Origin of the sequence: Haloplanus salinarum (assembly GCF_009762275.1) — an archaeon.
Taxonomy (GTDB): domain Archaea; phylum Halobacteriota; class Halobacteria; order Halobacteriales; family Haloferacaceae; genus Haloplanus; species Haloplanus salinarum.
Map to the genome: position 1 here is coordinate 2,607,110 of NZ_CP034345.1, position 12,529 is coordinate 2,619,638.

General features: G+C 68.8%; 16 protein-coding genes. 11 read left to right on the forward strand and 5 right to left on the reverse strand.

Going from position 1 to position 12,529, the window contains the following annotated elements:
- Window positions 1-21 precede the first annotated feature (21 nt).
- Complete coding sequence (locus EI982_RS14810) at window positions 22-300, forward strand: ubiquitin-like small modifier protein 1 (protein ID WP_157690424.1); 279 nt, start codon at window positions 22-24, stop codon at window positions 298-300.
- Here the strand turns inward: EI982_RS14810 and EI982_RS14815 are convergent.
- Window positions 297-1,133, reverse strand: a complete 837-nt coding sequence (locus tag EI982_RS14815) for a Rieske (2Fe-2S) protein (protein WP_157690425.1) — start codon at window positions 1,131-1,133, stop codon at window positions 297-299. The two genes, EI982_RS14810 and EI982_RS14815, sit on opposite strands and share 4 nt — an antisense overlap.
- A gap of 165 nt (window positions 1,134-1,298) precedes the next feature.
- Between EI982_RS14815 and pyrG the strand changes: the two genes are divergently transcribed.
- The 3 genes from pyrG to EI982_RS14830 are packed head-to-tail and all read left to right on the forward strand — an operon-like array spanning window position 1,299 to window position 4,179.
- Window positions 1,299-2,945 carry a glutamine hydrolyzing CTP synthase gene (gene pyrG / locus EI982_RS14820; protein ID WP_157690426.1) on the forward strand — a complete coding sequence of 549 codons (1,647 nt, stop codon included), beginning with the start codon at window positions 1,299-1,301 and terminating at the stop codon, window positions 2,943-2,945.
- Window positions 2,945-3,862, forward strand: coding sequence for a glutamine-hydrolyzing GMP synthase (gene guaA, locus EI982_RS14825; protein WP_157690427.1), 918 nt, complete (start codon window positions 2,945-2,947; stop codon window positions 3,860-3,862). Before pyrG ends, guaA begins: the two co-directional genes overlap by 1 nt.
- Complete coding sequence (locus EI982_RS14830; protein WP_157690428.1) at window positions 3,859-4,179, forward strand: DUF7126 family protein; 321 nt, start codon at window positions 3,859-3,861, stop codon at window positions 4,177-4,179. The genes guaA and EI982_RS14830 overlap by 4 nt, the downstream gene beginning before the upstream one ends.
- A gap of 42 nt (window positions 4,180-4,221) precedes the next feature.
- Here EI982_RS14830 and EI982_RS14835 read toward each other — a convergent pair whose 3' ends face one another.
- A complete protein-coding gene (locus tag EI982_RS14835; RefSeq protein WP_199243653.1) occupies window positions 4,222-6,366 on the reverse strand; it encodes a PAS domain-containing protein in 2,145 nt (714 codons plus the stop codon).
- Between the two features lie 90 nt (window positions 6,367-6,456).
- Between EI982_RS14835 and EI982_RS14840 the strand changes: the two genes are divergently transcribed.
- Window positions 6,457-6,780, forward strand: a complete 324-nt coding sequence (locus EI982_RS14840) for a cupin domain-containing protein (protein WP_157690430.1) — start codon at window positions 6,457-6,459, stop codon at window positions 6,778-6,780.
- Window positions 6,781-6,807: 27 nt separating this feature from the next.
- Window positions 6,808-7,770, forward strand: a complete 963-nt coding sequence (locus tag EI982_RS14845) for a beta-ribofuranosylaminobenzene 5'-phosphate synthase family protein (RefSeq protein WP_157690431.1) — start codon at window positions 6,808-6,810, stop codon at window positions 7,768-7,770.
- Window positions 7,771-7,801: 31 nt separating this feature from the next.
- Here the strand turns inward: EI982_RS14845 and EI982_RS14850 are convergent, their stop codons facing one another.
- Complete coding sequence (locus EI982_RS14850) at window positions 7,802-8,341, reverse strand: archaellin/type IV pilin N-terminal domain-containing protein (protein WP_157690432.1); 540 nt, start codon at window positions 8,339-8,341, stop codon at window positions 7,802-7,804.
- 100 nt (window positions 8,342-8,441) lie between these two features.
- Here EI982_RS14850 and EI982_RS14855 point away from each other — a divergent pair, with 100 nt between their 5' ends.
- From EI982_RS14855 to EI982_RS14875, 5 genes are all read left to right on the forward strand, one after another.
- Window positions 8,442-9,278, forward strand: a complete 837-nt coding sequence (locus tag EI982_RS14855; protein ID WP_157690433.1) for an RAD55 family ATPase — start codon at window positions 8,442-8,444, stop codon at window positions 9,276-9,278.
- A gap of 41 nt (window positions 9,279-9,319) precedes the next feature.
- A complete protein-coding gene (locus EI982_RS14860) occupies window positions 9,320-10,186 on the forward strand; it encodes a hypothetical protein (RefSeq protein WP_157690434.1) in 867 nt (288 codons plus the stop codon).
- Entirely contained in the window at window positions 10,179-10,640 is a 462-nt protein-coding gene (locus tag EI982_RS14865; RefSeq protein WP_157690435.1) for a DUF8135 domain-containing protein, read from the forward strand. The genes EI982_RS14860 and EI982_RS14865 overlap by 8 nt, the downstream gene beginning before the upstream one ends.
- Window positions 10,641-10,674: 34 nt before the next feature.
- Window positions 10,675-10,998, forward strand: coding sequence for a transcription factor S (locus EI982_RS14870; RefSeq protein ID WP_157690436.1), 324 nt, complete (start codon window positions 10,675-10,677; stop codon window positions 10,996-10,998).
- Window positions 10,999-11,106: 108 nt separating this feature from the next.
- A complete protein-coding gene (locus EI982_RS14875) occupies window positions 11,107-11,313 on the forward strand; it encodes a hypothetical protein (protein WP_157691247.1) in 207 nt (68 codons plus the stop codon).
- Window position 11,314: 1 nt separating this feature from the next.
- Here the strand turns inward: EI982_RS14875 and EI982_RS14880 are convergent, their stop codons facing one another.
- Together EI982_RS14880 and EI982_RS14885 are read right to left on the reverse strand one after the other, a co-directional pair.
- The gene (locus tag EI982_RS14880; RefSeq protein WP_157690437.1) at window positions 11,315-11,848 is read right to left on the reverse strand and encodes a hypothetical protein; all 534 of its coding nucleotides are present in this window, start codon (window positions 11,846-11,848) and stop codon (window positions 11,315-11,317) included.
- A gap of 42 nt (window positions 11,849-11,890) precedes the next feature.
- On the reverse strand, window positions 11,891-12,475 hold the full coding sequence (locus EI982_RS14885) for a dienelactone hydrolase family protein (protein WP_157690438.1): 585 nt from the start codon (window positions 12,473-12,475) through the stop codon (window positions 11,891-11,893).
- Window positions 12,476-12,529: the final 54 nt, after the last annotated feature.

Genomic DNA, 12,529 nt, shown 5'->3' on the forward strand with positions numbered 1-12,529 from the left:
GACGGGGCGCGAGTGACGCCCATGCAGTGGAAGCTGTTCGCGGATCTCGCGGAGGTGGCCGGGGACCGAGAGATTCGCGTCGACGTCGGGCCGGGTGCGACGGTCGGCGACGCACTCGACGAACTGTTCGAGACGCGACCGGGGCTTCGCGACAGGGTCCTCGACGACTCCGGTGCGGTCGCCGATCACATCAACGTCCTCCGCAACGGCGAGAACGTCGACGCGGACGAAGGACTCGAAACGACGCTCGTCGAGGGCGACGAACTCGCGCTGTTCCCGCCGGTGAGCGGCGGCGCTTAGTCGGGCCGCGGCCGCGCGGTGAACAGCGTCTGGACGATGGAGAAGGGATCGTAGACCGACTGGTGACACTGACAGTAGACGCCGTCGGCGCCGCCGAAGCGCGCCGCGCTGTCGGACTGCTTGTATCCCGGCACACAGCAGAAGTGGGTGCACTTGTTGAGCCAGGCGATGAAGCCCTGGTCGGTGCTCGCCTGGAGCCACTCGTCGTTCTGGGCGGCCTCCTCGATGCGCGGACTCCGGAGCACCTGGACGGGGATCACGTCCTCGGCGTCCTGTGACCGCCACGTTCCCGTGGCGGGCTTGCCGACGCCCGCGGTCCCGATGCCGTTGCCCCACTCGGTGTAGTCGTCGAAGTCGTCGACGTGGAAGCGGTCGCCCTGTTCCTTGCTCGAGGACTGCCAGTCGTACGGCGGCGCCGAGTCCGAGCGAAAGTAGTTGTCGCTCTCGTAGCCCGGCTGGATGCCCTGGTACCCCTCGACGCCGCAGTATTGGAACCACTCCGAGGTGTACGTCGAGCCGCCGAGGTCCATCTCGGCGACCTGGACCTGTCGCCCGCCCTGGCTGACCGTCTCGACGTCGGGCCAGATGCCCTTGACGTAACCCTCGTCGTCGACCTCCAGCGGGATCTGTGGCATCCCTCGGGGTGCCGGGCCGGCGGTGTTCTGGATGGCCCACGCCTGGGTCGTCCCCCCACCGGACCCCGGCGAGGCGGTCGCGCTGTTGACGGTGACCGTCCCGACGGCGCCGACGCCGGCGAGCGCCGAACCGCCGACGACCCCTTTCACGAACCGTCGCCGGCCGCTCTCCTCGGGATACTTGTCGTCCGCGCTCATGTTCGAACCTTGGCGCGGGAAGTGAAAAGCATGACGAAGTACCCGGCCACGGCCGCCGTCGGCCGAAAATACGGGAGCGTCCGCCTGCCGGTCCGTGCGTGCGATTCGCCCCCACGCCGCCGGCCCAGGCGAAACGATTTTCATGCGCGCTCGCGCACGGTCGGTATGCCGACCGAACCCGAGACAGGGTACGACCCGGAACTGGGTCGGAAGTTCGTTTTCGTAACGGGAGGTGTCATGTCCGGGCTCGGCAAGGGGATTACGGCCGCCAGCACCGGCCGCCTCCTGTCGAACGCGGGCTTCGACGTGACCGCGGTAAAGATCGACCCGTACCTCAACGTGGACGCGGGGACGATGAACCCCTACCAGCACGGGGAGGTGTACGTGCTGAAAGACGGGGGCGAGGTCGACCTCGATCTGGGGAACTACGAGCGCTTCCTCGGGACCGACATGACCTTCGACCACAACGTCACGACGGGGAAGACGTACAAGCACGTCATCGAGAAGGAGCGCGCGGGCGACTACCTGGGCAACACGGTCCAGATCATCCCCCACATCACCGACGACATCAAGCGACGCATCCGCGAGGCCGCCGAGGGGACCGACGTGTGTCTCGTGGAGGTCGGGGGGACCGTCGGCGACATCGAGGGGATGCCCTACCTCGAAGCCCTCCGACAGTTCTCCCACGAGGAGGACGACGAGGACGTCCTGTTCACCCACGTGACGCTCGTCCCGTACTCGAAAAACGGCGAGCAGAAGACCAAGCCGACCCAGCACAGCGTGAAGGAACTGCGCTCGATCGGCCTCCAGCCCGACGTCCTGGTCGGTCGGTGCGAGGACCGCCTCGACCCGGAGACCAAAGAGAAGATCGCGCTGTTCTGTGACGTCCCCACCGACGCCGTCTTCTCGAACCCGGACGTCGAGGACATCTACCACGTCCCCCTGATGGTCGAGGAGGAGGGACTGGACGAGTACGTGATGGAGCGGTTGCATATCGCCGACGAGGCACTCCCGCCCGAGGAGCGCGACAGCCGGTGGCGCGAACTCGTCACCCGGGAGCGGACGGGCGAGATTCAGGTCGCCCTCGTCGGCAAGTACGCCCTCGAGGACGCGTACATGTCCATCCACGAGGCGCTGAAACACGCCGGCATCGAGAGGCAGGTCGACGTGGACGTGCTCTGGGTCGACGCCGACGAGATGCACGATCACCACGCCGAGCGCCTCCACGAGGCCGACGCGGTGGTCGTCCCCGGGGGCTTCGGCTCCCGCGGCACCGAGGGGAAGATCGAGGCGATCCGCTACGCCCGCGAGAACGACGTGCCCTTCCTCGGACTCTGTCTGGGCTTCCAGATGGCCGTCGTCGAGTACGCCCGGAACGTCCTCGGGCTGGAGGGCGCCCACTCCGCCGAAATCGACGAGGAGACGCCCTACCCGGTGATCGACCTCCTGCCCGAGCAGTACGACCTCGAGGACCTGGGCGGGACGATGCGCCTCGGCGCCCACGAGACCGATATCGATCCGGGGACGCTCGCCCACGAGGTGTACGACGTCGAGGCCTGCACCGAGCGCCATCGGCACCGCTACGAGGTCAATCCCGAGTACATCGACGACCTCGAAGCCGGCGCCCTCACCTTCTCCGGGCGTGCGGGCAACCGGATGGAGATCGTCGAACTCGACGACCATCCGTACTTCCTCGGGACGCAGTTCCACCCCGAGTTCCGGTCCCGCCCCGACCGCGCGAGTCCGCCGTTCGTCGGCCTCGTCGACGCCGTCCTCGACCGCGTCGCCGAGGAACGGGAGGTGGAGGCCTGATGGTCGACGTCGACGAGTTCATCGAGGAGGCGACCGCGGAGATCGAGTCCGAGATCGGCGACGCGAACGCCATCATCGCGCTCTCCGGCGGCGTCGACTCCTCGGTCGCGGCCGCGCTGGCCTACCGCGCCATCGGCGACCGTCTCACGCCCGTCTACGTCGACACCGGGCTGATGCGGAAAGGCGAGACCGAGGGTATCCGGGAGACGTTCTCCTTCATGGACAGCCTGCGGATCGTCGAGGCACAGGACCGCTTCCTCGACGCCCTCGAAGGCGTGACCGACCCCGAGGAGAAGCGCCACGCCATCGGCGAAGGGTTCATCCGCGAGTTCGAACGCGAGGCCCGGGAGGCCGACGCCGACTACCTCGTCCAGGGGACGATCTACCCCGACCGCATCGAGAGCGAGGGCAACATCAAGTCCCACCACAACGTCGGCGGCCTGCCCGACGTGATCGATTTCGAGGGCATCGTCGAACCCGTCCGCGACCTCTACAAGGACGAGGTGCGGGAGGTGGCCCGCGCCCTCGACCTCGAGGAAGTGGTCTCGGAACGGATGCCCTTCCCCGGGCCGGGACTCGCCGTCCGCATCCTCGGCGAGGTGACCGAGGAGAAACTGAACGTGGCCCGCGAGGCGTGTCACATCGTCGAGGAGGAGGTCGCGGAACACGACCCCTGGCAGGCCTTCGCGGCCGTCATCGGCAAGGCGACCGGCGTCAAGGGCGACAACCGGGTCCACGGCTGGGTGGTCGCCGTCCGGTCGGTCGAGAGCCGCGACGGCATGACTGCCCGCGCCCAGGACCTCCCGTGGGAGACCCTACAACGGATTCAGAGCCGCATCACCGGCGAGAACGACGACGTCGCCCGGGTCGTCTACGACGTGACGCACAAACCCCCGGCGACCATCGAGTACGAATGACCAAAGCCATCCTCGCCGGGCCGGACGACGACGGCCTCGGCACCGCACTGGAGGGGGAGGGGATCGAGGTATCGCGCGTCGAGGGTGTCCTCACCGCCGCCGTCCTCGACGACGCCGGCCTGGCGGACGCCGACCTGTTCGTCCTCACGGACCTCGACGAGGCGACGGCCATCGCCGTCGCCAAGGACCGCAACCCCGACGTTCGGGTCGTCGTCTACAGCCACGACTCCCTGCCGGAGTTCGCCCGCGGGCAGACGGACCTCGCGATGGATCCGACGCTGTTCGGCGTCGAGATGGTCGCCGAGGAGCTAGCCTGATAGCCGCAGTTGCCGCTTCGGTGGCCCGCAGTCGGATCGCGGTCACATGCCGTCACGCTCGAGTTGGATGCGGATGCAGTTTCCACCGCGATCACTCTCCTCGGTGGTGACGGCTCCGCCGGATCGGTTCACGACCAGATACACCATCCATAGCCCGAGCCCGGTCCCGTGATACAGTGGGCCGAGCTCCTCACCGTCGACCAGTAATCGGGCCTCCATCTCCGGGAGCGGATCGTTCCCGTCTTCGACCTCGATCCGCACTCGATCCTCACCGGCTTCGACACGCACCGCGACCTCGCTGTCGCTCCCGTCGCCGTGAACGATGGCGTTGGTTACGAGTTCCTCGACCGCCAGTTCGATCCGTCTCGTCGCGACCGCGACGAGACGGGAGGGGGTGTCGAATTCGACCGCCGCGGCGGGGTATGAGCTGTTGACCCGCTCCGCAACGTCCCGAACCGTCGACGCGATATCGACGCTCCGGCGGTCTCGATCCTCGGACAGCATGGTCGCTACCGTTCGTCCTTTTTGAGACATATCCAGGATCTCGTCGACCCTTCGAACGACCCGCCCGGCGGTGGCCGATTCCTCGCCGTCGGCCCGGGACGCGATGTTCTCGGCGTACCCCCGGATCACGTTCAGGTCGTTACGCAGGTTGTGTCGGAGCATGCGGTCGAGCCGATCCAGATGTCGTTCCCGCTCCTTTCGATTCGAGATGTCGACCTGAAAGGCGGCGAATCGTTCGATCTCTCCGGACGGACCGGCTACGGGGACGATGTACTGCCGGGCGACATACTGGCCGCCGCCTTTCCGCTCGTCGACGATCTCCTCCTCCCAGACCTCCCCGTTCCGGACCGTCTCCCAGAGGCGTTCGAAGTACGCCTCGTCGTGGGTCCCCGAATTCAGGATCGCCGGCGTCTGCCCGACGGCTTCCGCTCGCGTATATCCAGTCAGCTCCTCGAACGCGCTGTTGACGTACGTGATCGTCCCGTCCGGTTTCGTAACGTAGACCGCATGGACTGCACTCTCGACGACGCGCCTGAGCCACCGTAGCTCCCGCGAGCGTTCCCGCCGTGCGGTGACATCCCGAAGCGTCCCAACCGACCCTTCGAATGCCTCCCCGTCGTACGGAAGCACGCCCATGTGGTCCTCACAGACGATCGGATCCCCTTCGCGGGGTTGGACGTCGATCTCGAACGTGATTTCGTCCGGACCGTCGGTGGAGAGCAGACGGGCCAGGTTCCGCTCTGCGCGTTCGACTGCCTCCGGTCCCTTGATGAGCTGTGGCGTACTCCCGAGGATGGTCTCTTGGTCGTAGCCGACCAGGTCGGCGAACGCGTCGTTGACGTAGGTGAAGCGGCCCGTCTCGTCGAGGGCGTAGACGGCGTCGTTCAGCGCCTCGACGATGGTTTCGTAGCGCTGAAGCTCCTCTCTGTGCCGCTTTCGCTCCGTGACGTCCTCGAACTTCGAGAAGACACTCCGGACGTCACCGTCCTCGTCGGTGACGGCACGGTTGTACCACTCGCACGTGATTCGCGTGCCGTCCTTGCGAACGTTCCGATTCCTGATTCGAGTGCCGCCATCCTTCTCGAGGAGCCCGGCGACCGCTTCGGCGACCCGTTCCCGATCGGTGTCGGCGACGATCGTCTCCCAGGATCGGCCCCGCAGTTCCGCCTCCGAGTAGCCCAGTATCTCCTCGGCGGCCCCGTTGACCCGTTCGAACCGGAACTCCTCGTCCCACTGTACCGCGCCCAGCGGCGACTCCTCGAAAAACAGGGAGAGATGCTCCCCGCCCGGGTCGGGCTCTCGTCGGCGACCGTGTTCGGTGACTCGCTCCTCGACCGCCGCCGCCACTGCGGCGGCCCGGTCCGACACCTCGTCCGCCCGAACGTACTCCGAGACGTCGGCGGAGATGGCGCGGCTCGCTACCGCTTCACTCCCCCTGTCGGTACACAGTACGAACGGCAGCGTGGGGTGCTCCTCGCGGACGGTGTCGAGCAGTTCGAGTCCATCGATTCCGGGCAGGTCGTAGGCGGAGACCAGACAGTCGTAGCCGGCGCTGGACAGCCGATCGAGGCAATCCCTTGCCCGAGTGACGTGGTCGACCGTGATGTGAGCGTTCCGGCGGTCGATTCGCGCCGGTACGGTCGTGTCGTAGTCGACGTATCCGACCACGATCTGATCGTGCATGCGTCTCATTCAGACCGCGCACACGTAACACCACCGTCAATAGAATCGTCGAAGCCGCACCGTTAAGACGCCGCCGTACAACCCTCGACCATGACCCTCGACCGACTCGAGACGCTCGATCCGGACCCCGAAGAGGTGCTGACCGCCGAACTCGTCGTCGGCGACGACGTGCTGGTGAAAGCCTTCGCACTCGGCCCCGGCGCGGAACTCGACGCTCACGACCACTCCGATAGTACGAACGTCTTTCACGTGCTCCGTGGAACCGTGACGGTGATGCAGGGCGACGACGAGGAGGCGATCGCGGCGCCGGGTGTCGTCCACCACGAGCGCGGCGTGAGCCACGGCGCCAGAAACGAGGCGAACGAGGTGGCGGTGTTCACCGCCAGCCTCTGTCCGATGCCCGGCTCCGGATGAGCCGCCGGCTCGTCCGGTGAGTCAGCCATGTCACGCACGAGCGTCACCGCCCACGCCCGGCTCCACTTCGGGTTCTGTAACCTGAGCCTCGCACGGGAGCGCCTCTACGGGAGCCTCGGCGTCGCCCTCGACCGCCCGTCGGTGACTGTCACCGCGTCGCCGGCCGACGCCGTCGACTGCGATCACCCGACCGTCCGGAAGTACGCCGAGCGGGCGGTCGACCTCCTCGGCGTCGCCGGAGCCGACGTGACCGTCGAGAGCGCGTTCCCGCGACACGTCGGCCTGGGTAGCGGGACGCAGTTCGCGCTCGCGACGCTCGTCGCCGTCGCCCGCGCCCACGATCGCCACGCCGACGTCCGGGCGTGCGCGCCGGATCTGGGCCGCGGCGGGCGGTCGGGCGTCGGCGTCGCCACTTTCGAGGACGGCGGCTTCGTCCTCGACGCCGGCCACCCGACCGCGCGGTTCACCACGGACCGGCCGGCGGTCGGGCAGTGGTCGGTCCCGCCGGTCGCCGCCCGGCATCCGATCCCCGAGGACTGGCGGTTCCTGGTCGTCGTGCCCGAGGCCCCCGCGGGTCCGAGCGGCGACGCCGAGGATCGGAGCATGCGCTCGGCGGTCGAGTCGGCGTCGCCGGAGCCGAGTGACCGCCTCGCGGGCGTCGTCCTCCGACGGGTGTTGCCGGCGATCACCGAGGGATCGGCCGAACGGTTCGGCGCCGCCGTCGCGGCGGTCGGTCGCCTCAACGGCTCCTGGTACGCGGACGAACAGGGCGGAGTGTATCGGCCGCCGGCCGGCGAACTCGTCGCCGCCCTCGACGACGACCCCGCGGTGTACGGCGCCGGGCAGTCCTCGTGGGGACCGTCGGTGTACGGCGTGACCGACGCCGACCGGGCCGCGGCGGCGCGGGCGGCGGGCCGGGCGGCCCTCGACGCTGCGGGCGTGGACGGACGCGTCCTCGTCGTCGAGGGACGAAACCGGGGCGCCGACTGATACCGGCCCCAACGTGCCTCCGGGGGTGGGCTCAGGTCGTCGAGACGGTGAACTCGGCGAGTTGGTACGCGTCGTCACCCGTGACGGTTCCCGGGTTCACCCCCTGGATCGGCTGGGTGTTCCAGTAGATGCGAACCCGCACGCCGTCGGCGTCCCCCTTCGGGTCCAGATAGACGGTCTCGCCGGCCTCCCACGTCTCGCCGATCCCGACCTGTGGCGGACGACCTCCTGACGATTCGATAACGTTCTCCCGGTCGCTCGCGTACGCCTCGTCTGCCGACTGTGAATCGCCCGGTGGGCCGCCGATATCTAGCGGCTTCGACCCGATCACGTAGAGCCGGTTGGTTCTGACCGCGTCGCCGTCCTCGAGTGTCACCGCGACCGTCGCGTCGCCCCCGTCGTCGACCGTCGTATGCGAGACGCTGATCCTCGGCGACGGCGGCGGAACGTCGCTGCCTTCGCTGAGGACGTATCCCGTGACGGTCGCGCTGAGGACCACGGCGACGGCGACCAGCAAAACCAATCCGATGACCGCCGAGACGGCTCGCTTCTCGCCGAGAACACCTCGCATAGCCGAAACTTCTCACGTACCAAAATAAACGTTCTCGGTCGCCCCCGGTCGCCGGGAGAGGCGCCGCAACGACTAACCCCCGACCGGACCAACGGTGGCCATGGCTCGGGTACCCTTCGGAATCTCCCGGCTCGACTCGATCATCGGCGGGGGTGCGCCGCCGGGGAGCGTCGTCCTCCTGACCGGGGAGGCGGGTGCGGGCGCCCGCGAGTTCCTCCACACCAGCGCCGCGATGAACGGCCTCTACCACGGCGACCGCGAGGCGTTCGAACTCCACTATGGCGACGTGGAGGCGCCCGCCGAGCCCCCGCCCGAAATCCACTACATCTCCTTCACCGCCGGCCGTGAGCACCTCGCCAAGGAACTCACCTACACGATGGACGAGGACCTCGTCCGCTCGGCGGTCGAACACATCCACTTCCGCGACCTCTCGCCGGAGTATTTCCAGTTGAGTCCCATCCCCCGGGAGTGGTACGCCGGCGAGGCCCAGTCGGTGAGCGACTTGGCGACCCGGGAGCGCCTGGAGAGCGCGCTGAGCGCGCTCGCCGACTACTTGGGCGAGCACGCGCCCGGCAACCTCGTTCTCGTCGACTCCATCACCGACCTCGTCGCCGCCGTCAGCGACGAAATGACCTGGAGCGACATCGCCCTGCTCATGAAGGGGATCCAGAAGGCGGCGTACGACTGGGGCGGGCTCATCCTCCTGCTGGTCCAGCGGCAGACGCTCGGGCCGACGGAGCTCGGCCACCTGATGGACGCCGCCTCCGGAACCGTGCAGTTCGAGTGGGAGAGCGGCGGGTCACAGCGCACTCGGACGATGTTCGTCAAGGAGTTCCGGGGTGTTCTCTCCCGACTCGAGGAGGAGAACGTCATCCGCTTCGAGACGGAGGTTCACGAGGCCGGATTCGACGTGAGCGGCGTCCGGAAGATCCGTTAGGCCGACCGATACTTAAGCCGCCACCCGACTAGGCACGTACAATGGCAGGGGAGCAGTCGGAGACCTTCCCGGACGAACTCCGGGACTGGATCGAACGCAAGGCGGCCGAGCGCGACGCAACCCCCGAGACGATTCTCGCCCGCGCCGTGACGATCTATCGGGCGCTCGACGCCGAAGCCGACGCCGACACACCCCTTGCTTCCGATCCGCTCGACGTCGACCCCGAGCGAGTCGCCGAGCTGTCCGACCGGATCGCGGACCTCGACGACCGCGTCGCCGCCGTCGAGGACGACTTGGACACGAAGATTCAGGACGTCCGCGAGCGAGTGATCCAGGTCAAACGCGAGACCGACGCCAAGGCCTCCCGCGACCACGGGCATCCGGGCCTCGACGAGCGGATCGACGCGGCCCGCCGCACCGCCGAGACGACCGAGGATCGGGTCGAGAACCTCGACCAGCGGCTCGACCGCGGCTTCGAGAACTACGAGGAGATCCTGGAACATCTGACCGACGTGACCGACGACCTCGACCGGAAGGTCACCCGCCTGGCCGGCGCCGTCGTCGACGTGCGCTCGGAGCTCCAGCGCGTCACCGCCGCCGAGCACGACCGGACGGCCGTCGACGAACTGCGGACGGCCGCCAACCGTCACGGCGCCCGCACGGCCGCCTGTGCCGACTGCGGCGCGACCGTCGACCTCGGACTGCTCTCCCGTCCCCGGTGTCCCCACTGCGAGGCCACCTACGTCGACTTCGAACCGGCCACCGGCTTCTTCGCCAGCGCCACGCTGGCCACCGGCGACCGACCCGCGCTGACCGACGGGACCGACGACCGGGCGGTGCCCGACGACGCCGCCGATCTGCTCGAATCCGACGCCGACGCCGGCGACGGGGGTGTGGACGGTGACTGACGATGGCGGCGACGACACGGGGACGGAGGCCGGCGACGACGCGCCGCTCGACGACCTCGTCCGCGAGGTCCGCGAGCGGCGGGCGACCCGCGAGGCGGAGGACGATGTCGACCTCGACCCCATCGACGACCCGTTCGAGTCGGTCGAGGTGCCGGAACTCGACGAGGAGGCCGTCTGGGCGGCGTTCGACGAGGACGAAGCCGATCCGGAGGAGCGGATGGGTGTGGGGGTCGGCGCCGACCCCGAGACGACGTCCGGCGACGAGACCGAGGACGCGGAGGCCGTCGTTCCGAAGCGGAAGTTCTGCCAGCGGTGCCCCCACTTCACCGACCCGCCGGCGGTGGCCTGCACCCACGAGGGGACGACTATCGTCGAGGTGGTCGACGCCGACAGCTTCCGCGTCCGGAACTGCCCCATCGTCGCCGAGGACCGCGACTCCGCGCCCCTCGAATGAGCGGACCTTTGTGGACGGACCCGCTACCGCCGGTATGCAGTTCTGCGACGACTGCGGGTCGATGATGGTCACCCGCGACGGCGAGATGGTCTGTACCTCCTGTGGCGCCACCAGCGAACGCGACGAGGAACGCGCCGCCGAGTTCGTCTCCACCGAGGCCCAGAGCGACGACGAGTTGATCGAAACCGAGGAGGGCGCCAACTTCGAGGGGAAACCGACGGCCACCGACGTGACCTGCGACGAGTGTGGCCACGGCGAGGCGTGGTACACGATCAAACAGACCGGCGCCGCCGACGAACCGCCGACGCGCTTTTTCAAGTGCAAGAGCTGTGGCTACCGCTGGCGGGAGTACAACTGAGTCCGCCTCGCGTCCGTCAGGGCCCGTCGACCCAGTCCGACAGTATATGTGTATGTGGATCAACTAGTGTACGTGAGTCAAGCAACCGACGAAGACTCGACGAACGCACTGGCGGACGAACTCGAAGCGAGCGGCCTCGGACCCGCAGGGTTGGCCTCCATCGGCTCGGTCGCCCTCGCGCTCTACTACTACTACGTGCGCGGCGACGAACAGCGCGGTCAGTTCGTCGGCCTCTGGCCGGCCACCATCCTCGGGTTCGCCGCGTACCTCAAACTGTCCCGGCAGGAGCGGACGAGCGGCACCGACGAGGAGTAGCCTACCCGTTCGGACACGCGCGGCCGACCGTCGACTCCCGCTCCGGTCCCTGCGGGACGGCCTCGGTCACCCCCGTCCCGACGTCCACCACCATCGCCCGCCCCCCGTAGCCGTGGGTCCGGTCGTGCCCCCGGACGACGACGCAGGCCGTCCCCTCGGGCACCGAGACGGTGGCCGAGCGCGTGAACGGCCGGGTGCCGTGGGGGTGTGCGAGATCGCGGCGGCCGAGTCGGTCGCCGTCGAGCGTCTCGACCTGCCACCAGTTCGCGTACCCGTCCTCGCCGGCGTCGTCGTGGTGGAGCGTCACGTCGAACCGGTATCCCTCCGCCGTCGACTCGACGGTCACGTCCACGACGTTCGCCTCCCGGAGGTCGCGGTCGGCCGCCGCGGCGGTGGCCGTTTCCGTCGTCGTTCCGGTGTCCGACGGCGATTCGCTGCCGCCGTCGCTCCCGCCGCCGGCACAGCCGGCCGCTCCCCCGACCGCGGCCGCGAGCAGTCCCAGTACGTCCCGTCGGGTGCGACGCGTCGGTGACACGCGACGGCCTACGGTCCCCGACCCAAAGAACCGTCGGTCGGGCTACACGACGTCGGCGAAGAAGGCGGCCACCCGCTCGCCCACGTTCCGTTCCTGCCCGACGAAGAAGTGATCGGCCGGGAACCGCTCGACGGTGCTCCCGCCCGTGGCCGCGTCGGCGACGGCCGCGGCGTCGACGGTGTCGTCCCGGGTGCCGTATCCCACCCACAGCGGGGCGTCGATCCGGGGGACGGTGGCGACGACGTCGCTTCCATCGTCCAGTTCCGCGACCGGCGAGAGGGCGGCGACGGCGGTGGACGTCTCGGCGGCGGTCAGGAGGGCGACGCCGCCGCCGAAACTGTAGCCGAAGAGGCCGATCCGATCGTAGCGGTCGGCGGCCCAGGCGTGAGCCGTCCGGGCGTCGTCGCGTTCGCCCCGACCCCCGTCCCAGGGGCCGTAGTCGAAGCGTAGGCAGTCGATCCGGTCGGGGAGCGCGTCGCTCACGGCCCCGAGGCGGGCGTCGTGACGGTCGCCGCCGTGCCGGGGATGTGGGGGGCAGGCGACGACGAGGGCGTCGGCGTCCGTGTCGGTGTCCAGGCTCGCTCGTCCCGCTCGACCGCCGGGGAGGTGGACGCGTTCGGTCGGCACGGACCGGCGTAAGCGGTCCAGCGCCTCAACTCCTCCGCTCGGCGGGTGAGATTT

Bases quoted from the DNA above. Each gene is read 5' to 3' on its own strand.
- pyrG (WP_157690426.1), top strand. From the start codon at position 1,299: ATGCCGACCGAACCCGAGACAGGGTACGACCCGGAACTGGGTCGGAAG.
- EI982_RS14845 (WP_157690431.1), top strand. From the start codon at position 6,808: ATGTCACGCACGAGCGTCACCGCCCACGCCCGGCTCCACTTCGGGTTC.
- EI982_RS14835 (WP_199243653.1), bottom strand. From the start codon at position 6,366: ATGCACGATCAGATCGTGGTCGGATACGTCGACTACGACACGACCGTA.
- EI982_RS14815 (WP_157690425.1), bottom strand. From the start codon at position 1,133: ATGAGCGCGGACGACAAGTATCCCGAGGAGAGCGGCCGGCGACGGTTC.
- EI982_RS14855 (WP_157690433.1), top strand. From the start codon at position 8,442: ATGGCTCGGGTACCCTTCGGAATCTCCCGGCTCGACTCGATCATCGGC.
- EI982_RS14860 (WP_157690434.1), top strand. From the start codon at position 9,320: ATGGCAGGGGAGCAGTCGGAGACCTTCCCGGACGAACTCCGGGACTGG.
- EI982_RS14840 (WP_157690430.1), top strand. From the start codon at position 6,457: ATGACCCTCGACCGACTCGAGACGCTCGATCCGGACCCCGAAGAGGTG.
- EI982_RS14810 (WP_157690424.1), top strand. From the start codon at position 22: ATGCAGTGGAAGCTGTTCGCGGATCTCGCGGAGGTGGCCGGGGACCGA.
- guaA (WP_157690427.1), top strand. From the start codon at position 2,945: ATGGTCGACGTCGACGAGTTCATCGAGGAGGCGACCGCGGAGATCGAG.
- EI982_RS14870 (WP_157690436.1), top strand. From the start codon at position 10,675: ATGCAGTTCTGCGACGACTGCGGGTCGATGATGGTCACCCGCGACGGC.
- EI982_RS14830 (WP_157690428.1), top strand. From the start codon at position 3,859: ATGACCAAAGCCATCCTCGCCGGGCCGGACGACGACGGCCTCGGCACC.
- EI982_RS14850 (WP_157690432.1), bottom strand. From the start codon at position 8,341: ATGCGAGGTGTTCTCGGCGAGAAGCGAGCCGTCTCGGCGGTCATCGGA.